General features: G+C 33.2%; 21 protein-coding genes and 1 pseudogene. 9 read left to right on the top strand and 13 right to left on the bottom strand.

Annotation, left to right across the window (positions count from 1 at the left end; all coding sequences use genetic code 11):
• Nucleotide 1 precedes the first annotated feature (1 nt).
• Genes CF599_RS13730 through ygiD form a run of 3 tightly spaced genes read left to right on the top strand, consistent with a single transcriptional unit; the run spans nucleotide 2 to nucleotide 3318 of the window.
• The gene (locus CF599_RS13730; RefSeq protein WP_121966582.1) at nucleotides 2-1783 is read left to right on the top strand and encodes a TrkH family potassium uptake protein; all 1782 of its coding nucleotides are present in this window, start codon (nucleotides 2-4) and stop codon (nucleotides 1781-1783) included.
• 8 nt (nucleotides 1784-1791) lie between these two features.
• Nucleotides 1792-2475: a TrkA family potassium uptake protein gene (locus CF599_RS13735; protein ID WP_121966583.1), complete on the top strand. Its 684-nt coding sequence runs from the start codon at nucleotides 1792-1794 to the stop codon at nucleotides 2473-2475.
• A gap of 12 nt (nucleotides 2476-2487) precedes the next feature.
• Nucleotides 2488-3318, top strand: coding sequence for a 4,5-DOPA dioxygenase extradiol (gene ygiD / locus CF599_RS13740; RefSeq protein WP_121966584.1), 831 nt, complete (start codon nucleotides 2488-2490; stop codon nucleotides 3316-3318).
• 57 nt (nucleotides 3319-3375) lie between these two features.
• Here the strand turns inward: ygiD and CF599_RS13745 are convergent, their stop codons facing one another.
• The 4 genes from CF599_RS13745 to CF599_RS13760 form a co-directional block, all read right to left on the bottom strand.
• Complete coding sequence (locus CF599_RS13745; RefSeq protein WP_121966585.1) at nucleotides 3376-4230, bottom strand: GNAT family N-acetyltransferase; 855 nt, start codon at nucleotides 4228-4230, stop codon at nucleotides 3376-3378.
• On the bottom strand, nucleotides 4220-5263 hold the full coding sequence (locus tag CF599_RS13750; protein WP_121966614.1) for a nitronate monooxygenase family protein: 1044 nt from the start codon (nucleotides 5261-5263) through the stop codon (nucleotides 4220-4222). Before CF599_RS13750 ends, CF599_RS13745 begins: the two co-directional genes overlap by 11 nt.
• 10 nt (nucleotides 5264-5273) lie before the next feature.
• The gene (locus tag CF599_RS13755; RefSeq protein ID WP_121966615.1) at nucleotides 5274-6425 is read right to left on the bottom strand and encodes a serine hydrolase domain-containing protein; all 1152 of its coding nucleotides are present in this window, start codon (nucleotides 6423-6425) and stop codon (nucleotides 5274-5276) included.
• A 100-nt stretch (nucleotides 6426-6525) separates the two neighbouring features.
• Nucleotides 6526-7641 carry a C1 family peptidase gene (locus CF599_RS13760; RefSeq protein ID WP_121966586.1) on the bottom strand — a complete coding sequence of 372 codons (1116 nt, stop codon included), beginning with the start codon at nucleotides 7639-7641 and terminating at the stop codon, nucleotides 6526-6528.
• Between the two features lie 71 nt (nucleotides 7642-7712).
• Between CF599_RS13760 and CF599_RS13765 the strand changes: the two genes are divergently transcribed.
• From CF599_RS13765 to CF599_RS13785, 5 genes are all read left to right on the top strand, one after another.
• A complete protein-coding gene (locus CF599_RS13765; protein WP_121966587.1) occupies nucleotides 7713-8552 on the top strand; it encodes a 1,4-dihydroxy-2-naphthoyl-CoA synthase in 840 nt (279 codons plus the stop codon).
• Between the two features lie 1188 nt (nucleotides 8553-9740).
• A complete protein-coding gene (locus CF599_RS13770) occupies nucleotides 9741-10043 on the top strand; it encodes a hypothetical protein (RefSeq protein ID WP_121966588.1) in 303 nt (100 codons plus the stop codon).
• Nucleotides 10044-10188: 145 nt separating this feature from the next.
• Nucleotides 10189-11100 (top strand): 1,4-dihydroxy-2-naphthoate octaprenyltransferase, encoded by a 912-nt coding sequence (gene menA, locus CF599_RS13775; protein WP_121966589.1) that lies wholly within the window; start codon nucleotides 10189-10191, stop codon nucleotides 11098-11100.
• A gap of 11 nt (nucleotides 11101-11111) precedes the next feature.
• On the top strand, nucleotides 11112-11798 hold the full coding sequence (locus tag CF599_RS13780) for a metal-dependent hydrolase (RefSeq protein WP_121966590.1): 687 nt from the start codon (nucleotides 11112-11114) through the stop codon (nucleotides 11796-11798).
• A gap of 5 nt (nucleotides 11799-11803) precedes the next feature.
• Nucleotides 11804-12838, top strand: coding sequence for an o-succinylbenzoate synthase (locus tag CF599_RS13785; protein ID WP_121966591.1), 1035 nt, complete (start codon nucleotides 11804-11806; stop codon nucleotides 12836-12838).
• Between the two features lie 130 nt (nucleotides 12839-12968).
• Here the strand turns inward: CF599_RS13785 and CF599_RS13790 are convergent, their stop codons facing one another.
• Entirely contained in the window at nucleotides 12969-13742 is a 774-nt protein-coding gene (locus CF599_RS13790; RefSeq protein WP_254050318.1) for a helix-turn-helix domain-containing protein, read from the bottom strand.
• Between the two features lie 668 nt (nucleotides 13743-14410).
• Here CF599_RS13790 and CF599_RS19910 point away from each other — a divergent pair.
• Entirely contained in the window at nucleotides 14411-14941 is a 531-nt protein-coding gene (locus tag CF599_RS19910; RefSeq protein ID WP_254050319.1) for a hypothetical protein, read from the top strand.
• A 33-nt stretch (nucleotides 14942-14974) separates the two neighbouring features.
• Here CF599_RS19910 and CF599_RS13800 read toward each other — a convergent pair whose 3' ends face one another.
• The 8 genes and pseudogenes from CF599_RS13800 to CF599_RS13835 form a co-directional block, all read right to left on the bottom strand.
• Nucleotides 14975-15883, bottom strand: a complete 909-nt coding sequence (locus tag CF599_RS13800; protein ID WP_121966594.1) for a phospholipase A — start codon at nucleotides 15881-15883, stop codon at nucleotides 14975-14977.
• Between the two features lie 9 nt (nucleotides 15884-15892).
• The gene (locus tag CF599_RS13805; RefSeq protein ID WP_121966595.1) at nucleotides 15893-18535 is read right to left on the bottom strand and encodes a DNA gyrase/topoisomerase IV subunit A; all 2643 of its coding nucleotides are present in this window, start codon (nucleotides 18533-18535) and stop codon (nucleotides 15893-15895) included.
• A gap of 5 nt (nucleotides 18536-18540) precedes the next feature.
• A complete protein-coding gene (locus tag CF599_RS13810) occupies nucleotides 18541-20391 on the bottom strand; it encodes a DNA topoisomerase IV subunit B (protein WP_121966596.1) in 1851 nt (616 codons plus the stop codon).
• A gap of 77 nt (nucleotides 20392-20468) precedes the next feature.
• Nucleotides 20469-21392, bottom strand: coding sequence for a YihY/virulence factor BrkB family protein (locus CF599_RS13815; protein ID WP_121966597.1), 924 nt, complete (start codon nucleotides 21390-21392; stop codon nucleotides 20469-20471).
• Nucleotides 21393-21621: 229 nt separating this feature from the next.
• Nucleotides 21622-22716 carry a redox-regulated ATPase YchF gene (gene ychF / locus CF599_RS13820; RefSeq protein ID WP_121966598.1) on the bottom strand — a complete coding sequence of 365 codons (1095 nt, stop codon included), beginning with the start codon at nucleotides 22714-22716 and terminating at the stop codon, nucleotides 21622-21624.
• Nucleotides 22717-22961: 245 nt separating this feature from the next.
• A pseudogene (locus CF599_RS13825) lies at nucleotides 22962-23255 on the bottom strand (hypothetical protein); the annotation flags it as partial.
• 94 nt (nucleotides 23256-23349) lie between these two features.
• A complete protein-coding gene (locus CF599_RS13830) occupies nucleotides 23350-24324 on the bottom strand; it encodes a deoxyhypusine synthase family protein (protein ID WP_121966600.1) in 975 nt (324 codons plus the stop codon).
• A 39-nt stretch (nucleotides 24325-24363) separates the two neighbouring features.
• Nucleotides 24364-25761: an arginine decarboxylase gene (locus CF599_RS13835; protein ID WP_121966601.1), complete on the bottom strand. Its 1398-nt coding sequence runs from the start codon at nucleotides 25759-25761 to the stop codon at nucleotides 24364-24366.
• Nucleotides 25762-25971: the final 210 nt, after the last annotated feature.

Genomic DNA, 25971 nt, shown 5'->3' on the forward strand with positions numbered 1-25971 from the left:
GATGCCACTTTATTATCTAAAAGACAATATCACTAAGCAATTAAACTTTGTCTTAGTACGTCTCCCATTTTGGATTAGTTTTATTACCTTATTCATCTTGATATACGACTTAGGTTTTAATACACTTAATGAGTATCACTATCAGTTAAACATCCTTTATAATATCTGTTTAACCATAGGAATGATCGCTATTGCTAGGCGATACCTGAACAAAGGAAATTATGAAACACTAGGTATTAAGATATTTGATATATTCAGTATACTTTTATTCTTAATCCTTATCATCGCTAGATGGCAACCAGAACACACTATCCGCTTCTTTGACAGTAACGCTGTTATTTTCTTTGGAGTATTTTTAATGGTTGTAAGGGAATTCTCCGTTTTGCAATTGAACTTGAAGCAAACCAGAATGAATCCTGCTCAGCTATTTGTAGTCAGCTTCTTACTGATTATATTTATTGGAGCATTTATGCTCTCTTTCCCTAAAGCAACAGTTACTCCAGGAAGTTTACGCTATATAGATGCTTTATTTACAGCGACTAGTGCTGTCTGTGTGACAGGATTATCTACTGTAGACATAGGAGCCCAATTCACTGTTTTTGGTAAGACAGTGATGATTTTCTTAATGGAATGTGGTGGACTAGGTATCATGACATTAGCTAGTTACTTTAGTTTCTTTTTTAGAGGGAAAGCATCTTATGGTAACCAGTTAGTCTTAAAAGATATGTCTTATATAGATAAGCTAGGAGATGTATTTGCTACATTAAAACGAATTATCATTATCTCAGGAGTTATCCAAGTTATTGGGATGATTGCTATCTTTATCAGTATTCGCCATCAGCATTTCGAATCACTATTTGATCGTGTATTCTTTTCTATTTTTCACGCAGTATCAGCATTCTGTAATGCGGGATTCTCTACTTTACCAGAGAACTTATATACCTTTGAATACAGGTTTAACTATCCACTTCATTTAATTATAGCAGGACTATTTATTATGGGCGGGTTAGGTTTTCCTATTGTCTTTAATGTTTATAAATACCTACAGCATTTAGTGGTGAATAGATTATTGCCTATTAGTAAGAAAGAAGCTAAAGTATATGTACCTCGCGTAATTAACTTGAGTACTCGTATTATCTTAATTACAACAGTAGCCTTAATCGTAGGAGGTACTTTTTTAGTGTATATATTAGAATATAATAATACACTATCAGAACACGACGGTTTTGGGAAAGTGGTAACTGCTTTTTTTACAGCCACATCTCCACGTACAGCTGGTTTTGCCTCTGTAGATAATAATATGTTTACCGTATCGACATTCTTATTAATTATCTTACTAATGTGGATTGGAGCTTCTCCTGTTTCTACTGGAGGGGGTATTAAGACTAGTACTTTCGCTATTGCTATCTTGAATATATGGGCATTAATGAAAGGAAAGTCTCGCTTAGAAGTATATAGACGAGAAGTAGATCCATTATCTGTACAGCGTGCCTTTGCTATTATATTTTTATCTTTGTTTGTAATAGGAATAGCTATTTTTGCGCTGTCCTTTTTTGAACCTGGGATAGATTTATTGCGCTTAGCGTATGAGGCATTCTCTGCTTATAGTACATCTGGATTAAGTGCTGGTATAACAGCTAAATTAACTGATCCTAGTAAAGTAACACTTATTATGCTTATGTTTATAGGTAGGGTAAGTATGCTGACGATCTTAATCGCTGTGAGTAGAAAAGAAAAATTGACAAATTATAGATATCCAACAGAAGAAATTCTGATTAACTAAAGTATAGCATGAAATATATTATTATCGGTTTAGGGAACTTTGGAGCTTCATTAGCTCAGAAATTAACAGAGCAGGGAAATGAAGTTATCGGTGTAGATAAGAATATGGCAAGAGTAGATGCAAATAAAGATATGATCTCTCATACGATATGCTTAGACTCTACAGATCAATATATGATGTCTGGACTGCCATTAGCTAACACGGATATCGTTATCGTAGCTATAGGTGAAGATCAGGGAGCAAATATCATGACTACAGCTGTACTGAAAAATCTTAATGTAAAACGCCTAATTAGTAGAGCGATTACACCTGTACATGAGAATGTATTACAGGCTATAGGTGTAGACGAAATAGTACATCCTGAAGAAGAAACTGCAGAGAGATGGGCTAAGAAGTTATGTATAAAAGGAGTAGTAGATTCTTACGAAATTAACGGAAGATATAGTATCGTTGAGATTACTGTATCTGATCGTTTTGCTGGTAGAACACTTGGAGATATTGGTTTTAGAACTAACTTTAATCTAGTAGTGCTTACAACACTTAAGATTAAACAAGAGAAAAGCTTTATCGGTTTACATAAGAAAATACACGAGGTACAAGGAATCGCTTCTTATGAGACTGTACTAAATAAAGGTGATATCATGGTTATCTATGGGGATAATAGAGATATCAAAAAAATATTATCAGAGTAAAAAACAAAAGCTATGCAAGAACATCAGGTTTTAAACGACTTATTTTGGTTAAAAGATAGAGAAGAGGTAATGCCTGTCTTATTTATAGGACATGGATCACCTATGAACGCGATAGAGGATAATGAATTCTCTAACTACTGGAAGAATCTAGGTAAACAATTACCAAAACCTGAAGCTATTCTTGTCATTTCTGCTCACTGGTTAACTAAGGGAACATTAGTGACAGGTAATTCTACTCTTAGTACAATACACGATTTTAGAGGTTTTCCCAAAGCGTTATTTGACGTTAATTATGATGTTAAAGGGAGTCCTTTGTTAGCTCAAGAGATTATCGGATTAAGTGAACAGAAGATAATCCATGAGGATCTAACGTGGGGATTAGATCATGGAGCATGGTCTGTACTATGCCATTTGTTTCCTGAAGCTAATGTGCCAGTACTACAATTAAGCATAGATTATTATAAAGATGCCAACTATCATCTAGAAATAGGAAGACAGCTACAAGCCCTTAGAAAGAAAGGTGTATTGATTATCGGTAGTGGAAACATAGTACACAATTTGTCAGCCATAGACTGGGGGAATATGAATACAGATAATTATGGCTTTGATTGGGCAATAGAAAGTAATGAATTAGTCAAAAAAGCTGTATTATCTCGAGAATACAGCAAACTTCTGGATTATAAAAACCAAGGAGCTAGCTTACAAAATGCTATACCAACACCTGATCATTATTTTCCGCTATTATATATTCTTGGTTTAGTCAATAACTCAGATCATACACACATCTTTAATGATAAGTATGTAGGTGGTTCTCTAAGTATGACTTCATTTTTGTTTGGATAATTATAGACTAAGCAATAGTCAAATGTAAAACACTAATTTGTCTCTTGCTTATTCTATTTAGTCTAAGTGCATTTCCATTTCTACTTGCTCTAGATAAGGCTCTCCACCAACAGATTTAAAGAAGGAATGAATACCAAAGTTCTGACCATCTATATTGGTTACTAAAAAGCTTCTATCATTACCTATAAGTTCTTTAATTAAATAAGAACCAATTCCTTTGCGTCTATAAGCTTCTTTTACCCATATCTGAAGGATCTTATTTGCTTTAGAATCAAAGATAATATATCCGACAGTAGTTGTGCCATTGATGGTTGCCTTTCGTATAGTTAGAGAGGTCTCAAAATTCTGAATACAGAACTCATTATTCTCCCAAGTAGGGATGATATCCTTTTCTGCAAAAGAAATTAAATATTCATAATAAGGAAGGTTGCTGATCTGTAAACCTTCAACTTCTTCAAATTTAAGTGTTTTTATACTAATTATTCCTTTTATACTATTTAGAACTCTCCATTTTTTAAAACCTATCTTGCGATAAGATTTGCAAGCAGTCTCATTAGAACTTACTACTTCTAAGTTAATCTTACGCATACTAAAACTTTTAAACAAAGGAATAGCGTAATCATACATTTTAGTCGTAAGATTATTACCTCTAAAAGAGGGTAGAACACCTGTACCAGCATTATATAGATAGTCATTATTCTTGGCATGCAAGATAAAACCAACTAATTCTTTATTACAGAAAGCACCTACTGAGATCGTTAAATCAATACCTTCTGCTTTAATCTTGTCTCTTAACTGTTCCATAGATAGTTTCATCGGAACAACATAGTCTGAGAAAGATTTATTAAATACTTGTAAAAGCTCTTCTAAATTTACATTCTTTAAAAAACGATACTGAAAACTATAAGTCATATACTTCTTTAATCAAATTATTTATAATATTAAGTGATTTTTCTCTTCTAGTATAGTGCGAATTGGTACCACACCAAAGAGAATTAAAGTTATGCATTTTTTTTGATTTAACAAAACTTCTTAATTTTTGTGTTAAAATATTTTGAATTGGATATAAAGGAATGTTTATTTCAGTATTATCAATGCATATGCTAAAATCATTAAGAATTCCTCTAGCAAATTTACCAGTAAATGATTTAGTCAATACTGTTTCTACAGGTATTCCTTTGCTTAAAAGCTCTTTTTGATAATCTACAGCGCTACTTTCATCAGCCCCTATAAAAAGAGATCCATAACAAACTAGTGATGCTCCTCGCTTTAAATACTCTTTAGCTTGTTGGCCATTATATAGACCTCCTGCCACAAATATAGTGTTAGTAACTAATGGAGTTACTGCTTTAAATAATTCGTCTAATGATAAATTGTCTTCAAGAGTTTCTTTTAAAAAAGAACCGCGGTGCCCGCCAGCTTCGATGCCTTGTAGTATAATAGCATCTATTCCCTTTTTATCTAAGAAGACGGCTTCTGCCACAGTAGTAGCCGTCCCTATTAGATAAATATTAGCTTCGTGTAATTCTTTTATCTCTTGATCTGTAAAGCAGCCAAAAGTAAAAGCGATGTATTTTAAACCAAGCCTTTTAACTACTTCCAGATTTCCTTGATAAGTATCTTGGTTAAATTCTTTAATTATATCATAAGTATAGTCAATCTTATTACTAAGCTTGACTAACTCATTCTGCATAGTGTTTATATCATCTTGTACGACCTCCACTATAGGATTAAGAAACATGTTAACGATAAATGGCTTATCAGTTAAAGACATCGTCTTTATGATTAATTCTTCACTAAGGCTAGGAGGTAAGCCACCTAAAGGTAGAGTTCCTATAGCGCCTGCATTGCTCACTGCTGCTACCATCTCAGGTGTAGCGACTCCTAACATAGGAGCTTGGCAAATAGCGTATTTAATACCAAAAATATCATTCGCTGTTTTCATAATCTTTATTTTAGAGTTCCATATCACCTACAGGATAATCACCGAAATGGTGAGCTAAACTAACTGTCTTATATGTTAAGCTAGAATACTTATTAGAAAATAAAATAATACATACATTATCCTTTGCTAATCGTATATATGAAGAAGTATTTCCTCTCCACCAACCATTGTGATACGTATAATTATCACCATTGTCCATTTCGATTAGTCGCATTCCCAAACCATAGTTTCTCTTACCTTTACTTTCATAACTATATCCTTTATACATCTCCTGTTTAAGATCTGCACTAAGAAAATTATCTGAATATAAGGCTGTATCTAACTTTAGAAAGTCTCTAGGAGTAGTGTATATATTCTTATCTCCATAAGTACCATCTAGGTAATCCCATCGCTGTAAAGAACTGTTTTTATAAAATGACTGAGTTACTTGATTCTTTAATGATACATCGTCAAATACAAAACTATGTGCCATATCTAAAGGTTCAAATATCAACTCTCTAAGCGCCTGTTTAAAACTCTTCTTAGTCACTCGCTCTACAATAGAAGCTAGCAAGACATAGTTAGTATTGCTATAAGTGAATTTAGAATTAGGTTTAAAGTCTAACGTTACTTTCTTATCGTTAATCGTATTTACTACATCCTCGTTAGTAACCGTTTTCTTTATATCCCAAATGTTCTTATAATATCCATAATATCCCAGACCACTACGATGACTCAGTAGTGTTCTAACTGTAATCTCTGGATAAGGAAAACCTTTTATAATCTCAGAAACACTCTGGTCTAGACTAATTAGCCCTGCATCTACTAATCTTAAGACAGCTACAGCCGTCACTACTTTTCCTACAGAAGCGACGTGCATAGGTGTCTCACTATTAATAGAATCGTTACCACGTCTATCAGATACCCCTGAATAATTCTCATAGATAATCTGGCCATTCTTAGCAACTAAGAAACTTCCAGTGTATCCAGTCTTATTGATATTATCATTATAAAAATTCTCTATAATATGAGCCTTGTCTAAAATATACTCAGTTGGCACTACTGGAAACTCCACTTTATAAGGGTTTTCCACTAAGACATTGTGTTCTTTTATTAAAGGAATATTAGTAGCTAAATCTCTATTTTCTTTCTGTTGACACGCATTAAATACTAATGCTGCCAATAATGTTACTGCTATAAACTTTTTATTAATCATTCTTTCCCCAAGTAGAAGACCAGTTAGATAGATGTTATAACTGGCCTAATTTTATTGTCGTTAACTACTATTTTAATCCTAATTTATCCTTTGTTGTTTTTTGAAGACCATCTTTATGCAATAGCACAGATATTGACTTCAATTTCATGTAAGGAATACTCATGTAAATATAACCATCATTTCCTACACGATCACTATTCGCACCCCATGAATTTTTAACTTTATAGTAAATATTACCATTTTGATCCTTTACTTTACCAATAATATGCATCAAGTGGTCATCTTGTGTATTGAAGTTATAAAATTCTTCAAGTCTATAAGCGGGTGTAACTTGTTTTTCTTTAATTATTTCTGTTAATCCTTTCTTTTCGTCTTCTTTATTATCAGGAATAAAAGCAATACCATACTTACCTGAGAATGTAGGCTCTGATACATCACAGTCAAGAGATAGGGTATATCCTTTACTCAAAGCGTAGTCTATATTACTAATATATTCATCTAATGGCAAATTATACATACTTCCGTTAGAAAAATTATCAGGAATATTCAATATAAACGAAGAGTATTCACTTTTATTGTTAAAAGAAGTAATTGTGATATAATCATCAGGATTAATGGTAGTCAATTTTAGAAAACTCTCAGGAGTATATTTCTTCCCTTCATAAGTAAACTCTTTAATATTCTTACCCATGTAAGTATCAAGTATATTCTCTGTTATCTGCTTCCAATTATTAGAAATAGGAGAATCACTCTTGGCATAAGTATCTATTAACCCCTTTAATACTTTAAAAAGTTCCCCGTGATCAAAAGATTCCTTTCCAACTAATCCAGAATATGCCTCTACAGGTACCACACCGTATGTACGGATACTATTAATCACATCGTGGGCTAAACCTCCTTGACCGAACTGTGTTTTACCTTGTCTAAGAATGTAGTTTTCTATTTTCTCAGGATAGATATTACGCACAGTGTACATCTCTGAAAGGTCTATATGCTTATTAGTTTTTCTAATAATCTCAGATTCTAAGAACGAAGAAGTACTGAAACTCCAGCATGTACCTGTCTTACCTTGACTAATAACTGGTGTAGCATCTATGTCTACAAGAGTTTGAAAATCATAGTCTTGAGCATAAGAACTCATGACTGCAAAAAAGATGCTTAGTGATAGAAGTGTTTTTTTCATGTATTATAATGTTTTGGAATGGCAATATAATGTAAAAAATAGGTTATTTTTACGCTAAATTCAAAAACATTATGAGTAAGATTCAATGGGAAACAGCTATCGAGTTTGAGGACATTACATATAAGAAGTGTAATGGAGTAGCTCGTATTGCTTTTAATAGACCAGAGGTTCGCAATGCTTTTAGACCTAAAACGACTAGTGAACTATATCGCGCATTCTATGATGCACAAGAAGATACATCTATCGGTGTAGTATTATTATCTGCAGAAGGACCATCACCTAAAGATGGTATCTATTCTTTCTGTAGTGGTGGAGATCAAAAGGCTAGGGGACACCAGGGGTATGTAGGAGACGATGGTATGCACCGTCTTAATATCTTAGAGGTACAACGTCTAATCAGATTTATGCCAAAAGTAGTAATCGCTGTAGTACCTGGATGGGCTGTAGGTGGAGGACATAGTCTTCACGTAGTATGTGATATGACACTAGCGAGTAAAGAGCATGCTATCTTTAAACAAACAGATGCTGATGTAACTAGTTTTGATGGAGGATACGGTTCTGCTTACTTAGCTAAAATGGTAGGTCAAAAGAAAGCAAGAGAAATCTTCTTTTTAGGTAGAAACTATTCTGCTCAAGAAGCTTTCGAAATGGGTATGGTAAATGCTGTAATCCCTCATGCTGAACTAGAAGATACTGCTTATGAATGGGCACAAGAAGTATTAGCTAAATCTCCTATGTCTATCAAAATGCTTAAGTTCGCGATGAACTTAACAGATGATGGAATGGTAGGTCAACAAGTGTTCGCTGGTGAAGCTACACGTCTAGCTTATATGACTGACGAAGCTATAGAAGGAAGAAATGCTTTCTTAGAAAAGAGAAAGCCTAACTTCACTAAAAAATGGCTTCCATAATAGAATAAGTAAAGATCAAAATATATAAACTAAGAACTATCCTTACCGGATGGTTCTTTTTTTTTCTACTATCTACTCCGTTTTTCTCTATTCTTTTTTAGCTAGAAATAGAGTGCATTTTAGAGCTTATCTTACCATGATAATTCATTCTTATTACCTATTGTTTTATATTCAAAAAAACTTATTTAAAAGAATAACTTTCAATCAAAACATCTTACTAATCACTTAAATTATTACTTTACATAAGATGTAATATGTATTAATAATCAAATAGTTGTAATCATTAAAAACATTTCATAACTTATTGTTATAGGTTGTTTTTAGAAAGATATTTGAAGAATTTAAATGAATAGAAAGAAGATAAATGCATTAATCTTTTCTTTTAAATAATTAGTTAAAAAGGAGGGAGTTTATGCTTTTTAAAAAAAGAATTATCTTTGTAAAACAGATGTTTTCATCTCATCTCTCCCAAAAAAAAAATCCTTTTAATTATCGGTATATCTTAATGCTATCACAGTTGGTATGATAGAATATAGACAGCATAGTGCATCCATAGTGACTCCATTAAAAGGACTGTTTTAATGGAGTCACTATGGACTCATTATGGACTCACTATGGACTCACTCAAACCGAAACAGCATCAAGTTACCTCGTACTTACAATAAAAAAACTATTCTGAAAAATATAATCAAGACCTAGAAGAATGGTCAGTAAAGTTGATTAGACACTAAATGTCTACTATCTAAATTTTGCTAAAAGGAGTAAGCAAATTCTTTTAAGTTAGAGAAAGTAGTTTTGTATAAGTTCCCTAAAACACTTCAAGAAGTAACAAATATATAAAAAATAATTAAGCATATGGGGCATAGCTAAATAAGCATACATAAGTCAATATAGAATGATAAAGCATTTATTTTAAACGCTAAAACAAATTAGTCAAATACTACAAAGTAATTCTACCTCATAATCCTTTCTCTAGCTCTAAAACTATACTACAGTATGTTTATATCACAAATTAAGACCTATTTTGTAGAATTACTTTTCGTTTATATCTCTATCACATATTTTGGGTTAAACGGCTTACTTATTTAAAATTACTTATTTAAAATTACTTGTTAAAAATAGTTGATTTTTATAGGGCTACTTCTCTAATAACTTATAACTTTACTAAAAACAAGTTGGAATTAAAAGATGGCAAAAATAATCTTAAGAAGAAAGAAAGCTTTCGTAGAAAGATTTAGAAACTATACTATATATTTAGATGGGGAAAAACTAGGATCTATCGCTAATGGGATGGAAATGGACTTCGAAATACCTGAGGGAAAGCACATTCTAAGTGCTAAAATAGATTGGAATACTTCGAATGCCATTATATTTGAGATTGCAGAAGACCAAACATTAACTTTCTCAGTGAAGGGAGCTAATCCACTATATGCATTATACTATACATTTGCTAAACCTCATAAGTACTTAAAGCTTAAACTTATCGGATAGATTAGTTTTTAGTTTGCTCTTCATACTTTGTTTAAAAGTCGATAAGAGTAGTCTTAAATAGAGAGTATGTCATTATTTCTCTTTAATTTTGAACTTTTAATACTCCTTAAGAGCTCATTACTCTTAGTGCAATTTAGATCCATTGATGATAAAATTTAAAGCTTGGGTAAGTGCGGCAAGACTGCGTACATTACCTCTTTCAGTTTCGGGAATTATAATAGGGAGCGCCTGTGCGTATCCTTTTTTTTCGGATAATACCTCTTTCTTGAGCATATTCTCATTCGCTATATTAACTACGCTATTATTACAAGTCCTATCTAACTTCGCTAATGATTATGGAGATGGTGTAAAAGGAACAGATAATGAGACTCGTATAGGTCCTCAACGTGCTTTACAGAGTGGATTAATTACAGCTAAAGAGATGAAGAAAGGTGTTATCATTACTTCATTTCTTTCATTAATAGCTGCGTTAATCCTAATCTATATCTCTTTTGGCAGAGATAATTTCTTTACGTCACTATTTTTCTTTGTTTTAGGGGTATCATGTGTAGCAGCAGCTATTAAATATACAGTTGGTTCTGGCGCTTATGGATACAAAGGACTTGGAGATTTATTTGTCTTTATTTTCTTTGGATTAGTTAGTGTTATCGGGAGTTTCTACTTATATGGTCAAGTATTAGACTATTGGGTTATCCTACCGGCTATAGCAGTTGGTAATTTGAGTATTGCGGTATTGAATATCAATAATATGCGTGACTTAAATTCAGACAAATTAGTTGGAAAGAATACCCTAGCAGTTAAACTTGGTAGAGAAGGCGCTAAGAAATATCACTATTTCATCGTGTTATTTGCTCTAGTAGCGTTTATCGTATATGGCCTACACGCAAACCTGTCTCTTTATAAATACATCTTTATCCTTGCTTATATTCCTTTATTAAAGCATTTAGTATTCGTAAAGAAAAATACAGAACCAAGAGAATTAGATTCACAAATGAAGATAGTAGCCTTGAGTACATTTTTGCTTTCTCTATTATTTTCAATAGCTTTAGTACTTTAAAAATTATACTTATGAAAATCACATATTACGGACATGCCTGTTTAGGTATTCAAGTGGAAGATATTAATATTATAGTAGACCCGTTTATCTCAGGGAATCCATTACCTGCGGCTAAAGCAATAGATGTAGACGCTATAAAAGTAGATTATATACTAATAACGCATGCACATGGTGATCATATCGCTGATGTAGAACGCATAGCGAAGAATAACCCTGATGCAGTAATAGTATCTAATGCAGAGATAGCAGGACACTATGAAGCAAAAGGATTTAATGCACACCCTATGAACCATGGAGGATCGTGGACTTTTGATTTTGGTAAATTAAAATATACTCCGGCTATCCACTCTAGTTCTTTCCCTGATGGAAGCTATGGAGGACAACCGGGAGGATTCGTTATCGAAAGTAAAAATAAGAATATCTACATCGCAGGAGATACTTCTCTAACGATGGATATGAAACTTATACCAATGTTCACTAGCTTAGACTTAGCTGTCTTGCCTATAGGGAGCAACTTCACGATGGATATAAATGAAGCTTTGGTAGCTTCTGACTTTGTGAAATGTGATAAGGTTCTAGGATATCATTTTGATACTTTTGGATACATAGAGATAGATCACGAAGAAGCAAAACGCAAATTCTTTGAGAAAGGAAAAGATCTAATGCTATTAAATATAGGTGAGAGTTTAACGCTATAAGTGTTATGAAAGCAAGTTATAAAAGACATAATCTGATATTCAAAAGACCTTCAGGTACTTCTAGAGGAGTGCTTACAGAGAAAGAAACTTGGTATATCATTTTAGAAGATAATACTAAAAAAGGAATAGGAGAGTGTGGGATACTGCGCTCTCTTAGTTTTGATGATAGACCGAACTATGAAGAAAAGCTAAAATGGGTAGTTGAGAATATCCACTTGGGTCAAGATGTTCTTTGGGAAAGTCTAAGAGAATGGCCTTCTATACAGTTTGGTTTAGAACAGGCATTCTTATCATTAGAAAGTAAAGATCCCTTCATTTTATTTCCTTCACCATTTACAGATGGAAAAGAGTCTATTGCTATCAATGGCTTAGTATGGATGGGAGAAGAATCTTTTATGAAAGAACAGATTGACGACAAGCTCAAAGATGGGTTTAGTTGTGTTAAGCTTAAGATCGGAGCGATTGATTTTGAGAGAGAATTAGGGTTATTAAGATATATCAGACAGCACTATACTGCTAAAGATATAGAGCTTAGAGTAGATGCTAATGGAGGGTTTAGCCCTGAAGAAGCTTCTGAGAAATTAGAAATACTTAGTCACCTAGATCTTCATAGTATAGAACAGCCTATTAAACAACACCAAATCAAGGATATGGCTGCGTTATGTGAGCATACGCCACTGCCTATTGCGTTAGATGAAGAATTAATAGGAGTACTATCTATAGAAGACAAAAAAGAGCTATTAGATAAGATAAAACCACAGTATATTATACTTAAACCTAGTCTAATAGGCGGATTTAAAGGAAGCCTAGAATGGATCACTTTAGCAAAAGAGAGAAATATAGGATGGTGGGTAACTTCTGCTTTAGAGAGTAATATTGGTTTAAATGCCATCGCTCAATGGACCTATACGTTAAATAATACGATGCCCCAAGGTTTAGGTACAGGCGCCTTATACACTAATAATATCACTAGTCCTCTAGAAGTTAATAAAGGAGCACTATGGTATAACGCAACTATAAAATGGGATACTATCTTTTAAGAAAAAGATATTTTGATACAGAGTGACTGCTTATTGGCAGTCATTTTTTTTTGAAGACAAGTGGGGATTTATGTCTTCTATTTTTAGGTATAAACAGGAGGGGAGTAGTCTGTTTAAAAAATTTTGTATTCTATGATTTTCTGTATTCATCAGGGGAAACACCTACGTATTTCTTGAAGAATCTAGAGAAATAAGAATTGTCTTTAAAGCTTAGTTTATAAGCTATCTCACCGGCTGAGAGATTAGTATTTACTAATAATCTTTTGCTCTCTAATAAGATTCTATTTCTAATAATTTCTCCAGCAGACTGTCCTTTAATCTTTTGACATATAGCATTTAAGTAATTAGGCGTTACATATAATAGCTTAGCATATTCTTTAGGAAATCTAAGTTCATAGAATTTCTTTTCAATTAAGTGCTCATATTGTTTAATCAGATTAGTAGGCTGTAACTGGCTATATGAAAAGTTGTTTTCCTCATTAATCTGCTTCTTCAAAAGCAACAAAAGCTCTAATATATAGACTCTTATAAGATTTGAATCACAGTTTTCCTTTATTTGAAATTCAAAAGTTATCTTATCAAATATATTAGCTATAGTGGAGAACTGTTGAAAAACATTCAATTTAGTATAATGCGAATCATATTCAAAAAAAGGAAGTAATTGAATAAAATCTTTATTAAGTAGAAATGGTGAAAAGAAATCAATAGTAAAGTTTATAATAAAACCTTGCGTTGATTCATTGAAATCCCACTTGTGAACTTGTCCAGGCGATAAGAAGAAAATATCACCTTTAGCAACTGAATGAGTTTCATTATCTATTAAATGAATACCTGAACCACCTGTAATTAGCAAGATTTGATAAAACGCATGTTGATGAGCGATAGATACAACATTATTCCTCATTTGAATAATTCTTTGTAAATCAAAAATTACACAATCTTTTAAGACATTATTTTGGTCTAAAAGATCACAACTATTATATCTTGGGATTTTCTTCATATTTTCATTAAGCTATATTTAAACTTAAAATAATAATTTTTCTTTTACGTTTTGTACAAAATTAGCAAAATATTCTTAATTAACATTCTAATGTTTAATTAATTATTGCATTAGTGCTGAAAAAACACTACATTAAAGTATAATACATCTTATGTAAAATAGAATATTTTAGAACCCTATTTCAACTAGAATTCTCTTTATTACTTTATATTTGTCAATACAATCCACTTACTATGCTATATCTAATACTAAGCATCCTTAGCAGTATATCTGTTGGTGTTTTTTTAAAGGTTTTAAAAAAAGGAAATATCGATATCTTTCAGATTATCATTCTTAATTACATATCAACAGTTTTACTGTCATATTTTATATTTAAACCCAATATTGAGTCTGTAAGCGATTTTCCCTTTCTGTTAGTATTAGGTTTAGGTATTTTACTCCCAGCGATATTTGTAATGCAATATTTAAGTATTAGATATACCGGAATTATAAAAACAGATATTGCACAGCGTATGTCTCTTTTTATTCCCATATTAGCTTCCATATTTATTTTTAAAGAAAATATCTCAAATTTGAAGTATTTAGCTTTATTCATAGGATTCCTGTCTATAGGCTTAATTCTTAAAAAAGAAGATAATAATGAAGTCAAGAATAAATATTGCTTTCTGTATTTAATACTCGTTTTCTTTGGTTTCGGAATAATCGATATATGCTTTAAACAAGTTGCCCTGTATAGTACTACCCCCTACACCACTACTCTATTTTACATATTCGGAGTATCCTTAGCACTTTCTTTTGTATTCTATTCAATCTATGTGATCTACAAGAAGCAAAAATTAAACGTAAGCAGACAGACAATATTATATGGCGCTCTAATAGGGATATTGAACTTTATGAATATATACTTCTATCTCAATGCTCATAAAGCTTTCTCTAGCAATCCTACTGTAGTATTCGCAGGGATGAACTATGGTGTAATATTCTTGGGAACCTTAATAGGGTGTTTTTATTTTAAAGAGAAACTAAGTAAGATAAATATCGTAGGCTTAAGTCTAGCTGTACTCTCTATAGGACTGCTCATTTACAGTCAATTAAATGCATAAAAAAATGCGATGAACTTAGTTCATCGCATTTTTTTATAACCATTCCATTAGGGAAATACCTATACCTATATTAGTTTGTTTCCAATTATAATCAATCATTGTTTCTCCATATCCATGATTAACGACTAAGAACGCTTTTAAGTTATTCTTGATCGGATAAGCCCAAGTAAACTCTAAAAAGCCTTTGTAATTATCATTAAATCTCAAGTTATTTCGAACCATTAGTGTAAAGAGTTGCCCGTTCTTAGGCTGATAACCAACTACTAGCTCTCCCCTTCCTACATAGTCCTCTATCTTAGGATTATCGTCTGCTTTAGCTTCTTCAGATAATCTAAACCAAGGTCTTACTAAGAATGTCCAGTTCTGATACTCCATTCCTAGGTGCATTGTTATTCTGTTCCAACTTCTAGAATATGGTAAACTCTTTCCATTAGACTGATGATTAAAACCTATCCCAGCCATCGTAAATTTAAAATCCTGAATAGATAAATCTAACGGATAATTAAAGATCACCTCAGGCTCATAGTTCAACTCTCTAAAAGGCCTTGACTCCTTATCATTATAAGCTTGCCAATTGGCAGTCTGTGTAAAAGCTAACCATATATCTCCTTTACCCCAAAATAGTCCTGTAACTACCTTAGTCTTAAAACTAAACTGAAAGCGTATCTCTGATCTATTATAATCAATAGGTTCCGTAGCAGAATTAGTCTCGTGTAGACTAGTCGGCATTTCATTAGGACTACTTGACCATCTAGCAGGCAATAGATAAATAGGCTTATATGGAGTAATGGTAAATGTTTTACCTTTATTCTCAGGGTTCAAATCCCATCTATCGCTAAGCCCTTTTATCTCTCTTTTTTGATCAAATAGATTGTCATCTGCTTCTTGAGCAAAGAGTTGACTTCCTACTAATAAAGCGATTAAGAGATAGCTGTACTTCATCTAATTATTCTAAAATAGTAATGTTAGTTGATCATCGTCATCTAATTCTGTATCAGGTGCTTCTCCGATGATGATTTCTTCCTCCTCTTCTTCTTCCTCTTCCTCCTCTACATAAGGCAATGATTCTAATATATTCACCTGACGTATCTTATCAGCAGATACTTGATTACCTAAAGCTTTAATTCCCTTAATGGTTATAAATTGCTCTACATCAATCAATAAGTTTTCTTTCTGAGTACCTTTAACCTTAGCAAATACTACCTCAAACATCGGTCTGAAGTCTGTAGACACTATTTCTAATTTAGAATTAGGGTGCTCAGTAATAAATATTTCTTCACGGTTCTCATTCTCAATAAGGAAGCGTTTTAAATAATAGCGATTCTTCTCTCCATCAAAGTATAATGCAGAAATCGGCTTATTGTTTTTCCACTTCTCTAATACGATCATATCTTCCTCAAAGTGCGTAGTTAGCTCAGGAACAATAGTCTTAAGTTTTCCACTTTGATTAACAATCAACAAACGATCTTCAGGTTTAAACTCTCCTAATAACTCTCCTCTACCATCTACATTAAGACGTTTAACTGTCTCGTCAAACCAAATCTTACGTGGACGTAAAGTAGAGATACCTTTCTCTTTTAATTCTATCTTTTTGATTGCGTACTTAGTAACGACATTTCCTTTAGCAACCCTACCTTTAATTAATAGTTCTGCAAAGTCTAAGTCAAACTTCAGTTTCTTAACATTAGTCAACTGTCTTAATAAGATAGTCACGACTTCCGCCTCACCATTAGGATTTGCAGAGAAGTAAAGTATTTGCGAACCAGGTTTATCTTGTGTTAAAGGGTACATTTTATCACGAGTTACCCCAGTGACATTAAAACGCTTGATATATGATGATCCTGACTTACCATCTCTATAAATGATATTATAGATCGTTCTCTTGTCATTTTTATCCCAAACAGCAATATGTATGATATCTTTCCCAACAAACTTCTTCTCGTCAACGCGAGATACCATCATAGAACCATCTCTTAAGAATACGATAACATCATCTATATCAGAACAGTCACATACATATTCATCCTTTCTAAGACCAGTACCAAAGAAACCTTCTTCTCTATTTACATAAAGTTTAGTATTTCTAAGAACTACCTTAGTCGCTTCTATTGTATCAAAGCTTCTTAACTCAGTAAGACGTTCTCTTCCTTTACCATATTTCTCTTTAAGAGAAGTAAAGTATTTTATAGCGAAGTCTATTAAGTGCTCTAAGTTGTATTTTACAGCTTCTATTTCTCCTTCTAAAGCTTCAATATTCTGATTAGCTTTATCAATATCAAAACGAGAAATACGCTTAATACGAATCTCTGTTAATCTAGCAATATCTTCTTGAGTAATAGCTCTCTTCAGGTTAACAACAAAAGGCTTTAACCCTTCATCAATAGCGTTTAAGACTCCTTCCCAAGTTTCTTCTTCCTCAATCGCACGGTAAATACGATTTTCAATAAAGATACGCTCAAGTGATAGGAAGTGCCATTTCTCTTCAAGTTCATACAGTTCTATCTCAAGTTCTTTCTTAAGTAACTCTACTGTTTGATGAGTAGAGTTAGTAAGCATTTCTGAAACACCTGTAAATAAAGGTCTATTATTCTGAATAACACATCCTAATGGTGCTATAGACGTCTCACATGCTGTAAAAGCATATAATGCATCTATTGTCTTATCAGGAGAAGTACCAGGAGGTAGATGAATTAATATCTCTACCTGCGCAGCAGTGTTATCCTCTATTTTTTTAATCTTGATCTTCCCTTTTTCATTTGCTTTAAGCACACTTTCTATCAAACTAGTAGTAGTGGTAGAAAAAGGTATTTCAGTGATTACTAAAGTATTCTTGTCTAAAGGAGCTATTTTAGCTCTAACGCGTACACGTCCTCCACGAGCCCCATCGTTATAATTTGATACATCTGCTATCCCTTCAGTAGGGAAATCAGGATATATCGTAAATGGCTTGCCTTTTAAGATCTTAATAGACGCGTCTATCAATTCATTAAAGTTGTGAGGAAGTATTTTAGTAGATAATCCTACTGCGATACCTTCACCACCTTGCGCTAAAAGTAATGGGAATTTGACAGGTAGATTAATAGGTTCATTCTTTCTACCATCATATGATGCTTGCCAATGCGTTATTTTAGGAGAATATAATACCTCTAAAGCAAACTTACTTAGACGAGCTTCGATATAACGAGAAGCTGCCGCACCATCCCCTGTAAGGATGTTACCCCAGTTCCCCTGCATATCAACCAATAGATCTTTTTGTCCAAGTTGAACTAAGGCATCACCAATACTCGCATCCCCATGTGGGTGATACTGCATCGTGTGCCCTACGATATTAGCAACCTTGTTATAACGTCCATCATCCAACTCTTTCATCGAGTGCATAATACGTCTCTGTACAGGCTTAAAACCATCTTCGATAGCAGGTACAGCACGTTCTAAGATAACATAAGAGGCGTAATCAAGGAACCAATCCTTGTACATCCCAGTTACCTTCGTTATTGTCTCAGTTACTTCTTCCTGAACATCAGAGTGATCCTCTATAGCATGTTCATTATTAATATTGTTTAACTCTTGATCTAAATTCTCGTCTTGGCTCATAATTATTATTCTACAACATCAAGTTCAACTTTAAGATTGTCAATGATAAATTCTTGTCTATCAGGAGTGTTTTTACCCATATAAAACTCTAACATTTTATCGATAGAGATAGATTTATCTAGCATTACAGGATCTAATCTTATATCTTCCCCTATAAAGAATTGAAACTCATCCGGAGATATCTCTCCTAATCCTTTAAATCGTGTGATCTCTGGTTTAGGTTTTAGTTTTTCGATAGCATTTACACGTTCCTCTTCACTATAACAGTAGATGGTTTCTTTCTTATTTCTCACCCTAAATAAAGGAGTTTGTAAGATGTATAAATGCCCTTCTTTAATTAATTCTGGGAAGAATTGTAAGAAGAATGTAATTAATAATAAACGAATGTGCATACCATCGACATCGGCATCGGTAGCTATCACAATATTATTATATCTTAAATTCTCGAACTCATCTTCTATATCTAATGCTGCCTGTAACAGGTTAAACTCTTCATTCTCATAAACGATCTTCTTGGTCATTCCATACGAGTTTAAAGGCTTACCCCTTAAACTAAATACAGCCTGCGTATTCACGTTTCTTGATTTGGTAATAGATCCTGATGCAGAGTCTCCCTCCGTAATAAATAAAGTACTATCTAAGTATAACGGATTCTTTATATCTGTTAAGTGTACTCTACAGTCTCTTAGTTTCTTGTTGTGCAAACTAGCTTTCTTAGCACGATCTTTAGCTATCTTTCTAATTCCAGACAACTCTTTACGCTCTTTTTCTGCTTGTAATATCTTCTTTAATAGCGCATCTGCTATCTCTGGATTCTTGTGTAGATAGTTATCTAACTGTGTTTTTACGAAGTCATTTACGAATGTACGCACAGTAGGCAACTCAGGCCCCATATCTGTAGATCCTAGCTTAGTCTTAGTTTGAGATTCGAATACAGGCTCCTCTACTTTCACTGCTACAGCTGCTACGATAGACTTTCTGATATCTGAAGCATCAAAGTTCTTATTGTAAAACTCTTTTAGTGTTCTTACTAAAGCTTCTCTAAATGCTGCCAAGTGTGTACCTCCTTGAGTAGTGTTTTGTCCATTTACGAAAGAGTAGTACTCCTCAGAATATTGACTTCTACTATGTGTTAACGCTACCTCGATATCATCCCCAGTTAAGTGGATAATCGGATATACTTGGTCATCTTCAGTTATATTCTCTAGCAATAAATCCTTAAGACCATTCTCTGAGAAGAATTTCTCCCCATTAAACATCACTGTTAATCCTTTATTTAGATAACAGTAGTTCTTAAGCATACGCTCGATATACTCTGTTCTATACTTATAGTTCTTAAAGATAGCTTCGTCAGCGATGAAAGAAACCTTAGTTCCCTTTCTTCTTGTAGTTTCTACTTGATCTTCTTCTGTTACTAAATCTCCAGCAGAGAATTCAGCCCCTTTTAATAGACCATCACGTACAGACTCCACTCTAAAGTAGTTAGATAAAGCGTTTACTGCTTTAGTACCAACACCATTTAGACCTACAGACTTCTTAAATGCTTTAGAATCGTATTTACCCCCTGTATTCATCTTAGACACTACATCTACGACTTTACCTAAGGGAATACCACGTCCATAATCGCGCACAGTCACTAGCTTATCTTTGAGTGTAACCTCAATAGTCTTACCAGTTCCCATCACGAACTCATCGATACTATTATCTATAACCTCTTTAATTAGAATGTATATACCATCATCAGGAGATGATCCATCACCTAATTTTCCGATATACATACCAGGACGCATACGAATATGTTCCTTCCAGTCTAACGAACGAATATTATCTTCGGTATATTGATTTTGATCTTGCATAAAAAACGTAGGAATTTGCGCTAATTTACTACTAATTAGCTTAAAATAAAAATTGTCAAATAACAGTTTTTAGGGATTTATTGTTCTTCTCCCTTTTTAATCACATTCTTTTCTATCTCAATAGAATAAGGGCCTGGAAGTATTTTTCTTCCATATAGGCTTGCGTAATTTTTAGTAAACTCAGCTCCAAAATAGAGAATCATAGCCGAATAATAGACCCAAACTAACATAACCGTCACAGAACCAGCCGCTCCATACAAAGAGGACGAAGCTGTATTACCAAGATACCAACCTATCCCAAACTTTCCTATCATAAACAAAACTGCTGTAAATCCCGCTCCAACAAAGGCATCTTTCCACAACAACTTACCGTTAGGTAACGTTTTGAAAATAAGGACAAATAGAATGGTTATAATTAAAAATACGACTATATTATTAAGTAATTTGACAAGTATGATTGTATCTTCAGCAAAGAAATTCCCTAAATAGGTATAAAGTAAACTAACAATAGAGTTAATCATCAAACTGACTAGCAAGACAAATCCTACTGATCCAATCATTGCAAAAGAAAGCAATCGGTTCTTAATTAACCTTACAATACTCTTATCTGGCTTAGCAGCTAAGCCCCAGATATAATTAATAGAACTCTGTATCTCCGCAAAGACTCCAGAAGCACTAAATAACAAGATACCTATCCCTATCGCTGTAGTGATATAACCACTTTTCTTATTAAACTGTACATTATCCATTGCTCTTTGGATCTCCTGAGTGGTATTAGGTCCTACCATATCTCTTAATTGATCATAGAAGAAATTAGCGACCTCTTTCTCTTCAAAAAAGATAAAGCCACTAGCTGAGATAATAAGCAACATCAAAGGAGGTAAAGCAAATATCGTATAATACGATAGCGCTGCACTGAACTTCATAGCATTATCATCTAAGAAATCAAAAACGGATTGTTTAAATAATAAGATTAATTTTTTTACACTACTATTTTGCATAGCTAAACTAAAATACTTTAAGAATTAAAATAATACTTGTGATACTTGATTAGCATCCTTAGACACTAAAGCATTGATTATAAAGGAAAACCTCTTATTAGTTTGCCATTTATAAAACGTATACAAAATTCAATAAAATTTTAACAATTCCTAATTTAGTTTTACTAAAAATATTAGCAAAAAAAAGAGAAGCTAATTAGCTTCTCTTCTATCTTTACTATTGTATAGATTACACGTTAAAACGGAAGTGCATAACATCTCCATCTTTTACGATGTATTCTTTTCCTTCTACTCTAAGCTTTCCAGCTTCTTTTACTTTAGCTTCTGACCCATAAGTAACGTAGTCTTCATAACCTATTACTTCAGCACGGATAAATCCTTTCTCGAAGTCACTGTGGATTACTCCTGCAGCTTGAGGTGCAGTATCACCAACTTTGATAGTCCAAGCTCTAACTTCTTTCACACCTGCAGTGAAGTATGTTTGAAGATCTAATAAATTATAAGCAGAACGGATCAATTTAGAAACTCCTGGCTCATCTAATCCTAAATCTTCTAAGAACATTTGACGCTCTTCGAAAGTTTCTAATTCCATAATGTCAGCTTCAGTTCCTACAGCTAGTACGATTACTTCAGCATTCTCATCTTTCACTAATTCTTTGATTTGCTCTACATAAGCATTTCCACTTACAGCAGCACCTTCATCTACGTTACATACATATAACACAGGTTTAGTAGTGATTAATTGGAATTCCTCGATTAGAGCCTCTTCATCTGCGTTTTTAGCTTCTACTATACGTGCAGATTTACCTTGTAATAAAGTAGTTCTAATTCTCTCTAATAAGTCAGCCTCTACTTGAGCTTCTTTATTTCCTGTTTTAGCAGTTTTCTTTACTTTCTCTAATCTTTTCTCTACTGTATCAAGATCTTTTAACTGTAACTCGATATCGATAGTTTCTTTATCTCTGATAGGGTTAACATTACCATCTACGTGAATAATATTGTCATTATCAAAACAACGAACTACGTGGATAATAGCGTTACACTCTCTAATATTTCCTAAGAATTGGTTTCCTAAACCTTCTCCTTTACTTGCTCCTTTTACTAATCCAGCGATATCAACTATCTCTACAGTAGCTGGCAATACACGCTCTGGCACTACTAACTCTTCTAATTTTAATAAACGTGGATCTGGTACATTCACAACCCCAATGTTTGGTTCTATTGTACAAAATGGGAAGTTAGCACTCTGTGCCTTTGCATTAGATAAACAATTGAATAATGTTGATTTACCTACATTTGGCAATCCTACTATACCTGCTTTCATATTTTTAAAATGTATTGTGAATTTTTATCGATTGCAAATATATTGAAAATTATAGAAGTTCATACTCTTTAAGGAAGAATAGCCCAAATTAAATAGTGATTAGTGATCACTTAAGTATAATCACTTCTATTTATTATCTAAAGTCTATTAAATACAGGTATGTAAAGTATCTTAACCTTCAATATTATCAATAAAAAAGCCACCCTTATAAAGAGTGGCTTTCTTATATTTAGATTATTTTGTTAATCTTCATCGTCTGCAATTTCTAAGTCTTTTAAAGCATCTAATGAATCTTCAGGAGCTTCTGTGAAGTCTTCTTCGTCTTCATCATAGTTCTCTATTCTATCTGCTAGCTTAGTACTTACTTTTACCAGGTATATAGTATCCTCAGTTCTTACCTCCACTGCTTCCACAGTTTCGTTCTTTACGTTCTTAAAACGAATAATATCTGCATCATCATACCCGTCAGGAAATTTCTCGACCAATAGCGTCAAAATTTCGTTCGTTAACTTTGCGTAATCAACAATTACTCTTTTCATTCTTGTTCTTGCTTTATTTCAGTTTCAAATGTAATAGGTAAATTGTAAACTACAAATAAAATATCACATTTATTTACTCCCAAAAAATTAAAAATTAATTACCAAGAATATAAGCAAAAATTAATGGTGCAACTATCGTAGCATCTGACTCAACTATAAATTTAGGTGTGTCGATATCTAGTTTACCCCAAGTAATTTTTTCGTTAGGAACTGCTCCAGAGTATGATCCATAAGATGTAGTAGAATCAGAGATTTGGCAGAAGTATGACCAGAAAGGTACATCTTCCCACTCTAAATCTTGGTACATCATTGGTACTACACAGATAGGAAAATCTCCAGAGATACCTCCTCCGATTTGGAAGAATCCTACTCCGTGTCCACCTGAGTTAGCTCTATACCACTCTGTTAAGTAGATCATGTACTCAATACCTGTTTTTACAGTGTGTACATTAAGTTTTCCTTTGATTACGTTAGATGTAAAGATGTTACCACATGTAGAATCTTCCCATCCTGGACATACGATTGGAATGTTTTTCTCAGCCGCAGCGATAATCCAAGAATCTTTAGGATCGATCTCATAGTATTGTTTTAATACACCTGAGTTCACTAATTGGTATAAATATTCGTGTGGAAAATAACGTTTCCCTTCTGCTTCAGCAGCATGCCATACGTCTTCTAAGTGCTTTTGTAAACGACGGAAAGCCTCTTCTTCTGGAATACAAGTATCAGTTACACGGTTATAGTGATTGTCTAATAACTCTCTCTCTTGCTCTGGAGTCAAATCTCTATAATTTGGAACTCTTTTGTAGTGAGAGTGAGCAACCAAGTTCATCACGTCCTCTTCTAAGTTAGCTCCAGTACATGAAATGATTTGTACTTTATCTTGACGAATCATCTCTGCCAAAGAAATTCCTAACTCAGCAGTACTCATCGCACCACCCATAGAGATTAACATTTTTCCTCCAGCGTCTAAGTGTGCTTCATATCCTTTTGCAGCATCCACTAACGCAGCAGCGTTAAAGTGTCTATAGTTATGCTCAATAAACTGACTAATTGGTCCTTTACTCATTTTATTTAATCTTTTATATTAATATTCTTTCTTTTACTTCTATTTGTTATATCCTAAGATATTTAATACTTGCTCTGCAGTTTGTTGTTCTGAGAATAATTCTGTTGCCATAATACCATTCTCATCTTTATCGATTAAGATATGTTTTGGCTGAGGAATCAAGCAGTGGTGTATACCACCGAATCCACCGATTTGATCTTGATAAGCCCCTGTATTGAAAAAGCCAATATACAAAGGTTTTTCTTTATTATACTTAGGTAAGTAGATTGCGTTTAAGTTTTGTTCTGAATTATAGTAATCATCACTATCGCAAGTCAATCCACCTAATAAAATACGCTCATAAGGATCATTCCATCTATTAATAGGAAGCATAATAAAACGCTTATTAATAGCCCATGAATCAGGAAGTGTAGTAATAAATGATGAATCTATCATATTCCACTTCTCTCTATCATTCTGTTGTTTTTGGTATAATATCTCATAGATAGCTCCTCCACTCTCTCCTACAGTGTAAGATCCGAATTCTGTAAAGATGTTAGGTACATCTACATCAGCTTCCTCACATACCAATTGGATTTGGTGAATAATCTCATCTACCATATATTGGTAATCAAAGTCAAAAGCCAATGAATCTTTAATAGGGAACCCTCCACCGATATTTAAACTATCTAATGTAGGACACTCTTTCTTTAAAGTGATATAAACTTTAAGACATTTTACTAATTCATTCCAGTAGTATGCAGTATCTCTGATCCCTGTATTAATGAAGAAGTGAAGCATCTTAAGCTCTACTTTAGGGTTCTCAGCGATTTGTTTTCTATAGAATGGCAAGATACTTTTATATCCAATACCTAATCTAGAAGTATAGAACTCAAACTTAGGAGACTCCTCAGAAGCGATACGAATACCGATCTTAAATTTCTTATTGATTTGTTCTTGTAGTAAATCTAATTCTTCGTAGTTATCAATAATAGGAATAGTCTTCTCGTGTTTATTATTGATTAGATTAGCGATATTATCAATGTATTGAGCACGTTTAAATCCGTTACACAATACGAAAGTATCTTTGTTAATCTTACCTGTTTCTAATAAGTTCTCTACGATGTTTACGTCAAAAGCAGAAGATGTCTCTACGTGAATATCATTCTTAAATGCTTCGTTTAGAACGTAAGAGAAGTGAGAACTCTTAGTACAATAGCAGTAGTAATAGTTTGCTTTGTATTTATTCTTATCCATTGCTTTTCTGAACATAGTCTTAACATTGCTAATGTTTTCAGAAATCTTAGGTAAGTATGTGAATTTTAATGGAGTACCGTATTTTTCAACAAGTCCCACTAAATCGATATTGTGAAACTGAAGAGTATCTTTATTTAATTTGAATTCTTCTTGTGGAAAGTAAAAAGTTTGGTTGATTAAGTCAACATATTTTGTATTCATGTCTTTTCTTTTTAATAAAGGTTAAAAAAATTCTTTCTCAATTAAACTCATTTAGTGGTTAACAACCGTAAATGAATCTATATAAACTGATTTTCAAACTCGAATATTGGCAAAAACTATTGGCAACTTATCCCTGAATCTAAATGAATTAATAGCCTCCTTAGAATACTTGATAATGCCATATACATAATTAGCCTTTTGTCTAACGAC

The organism is Myroides sp. N17-2 (assembly GCF_002286775.1).
Taxonomy (GTDB): Bacteria; Bacteroidota; Bacteroidia; order Flavobacteriales; family Flavobacteriaceae; genus Flavobacterium.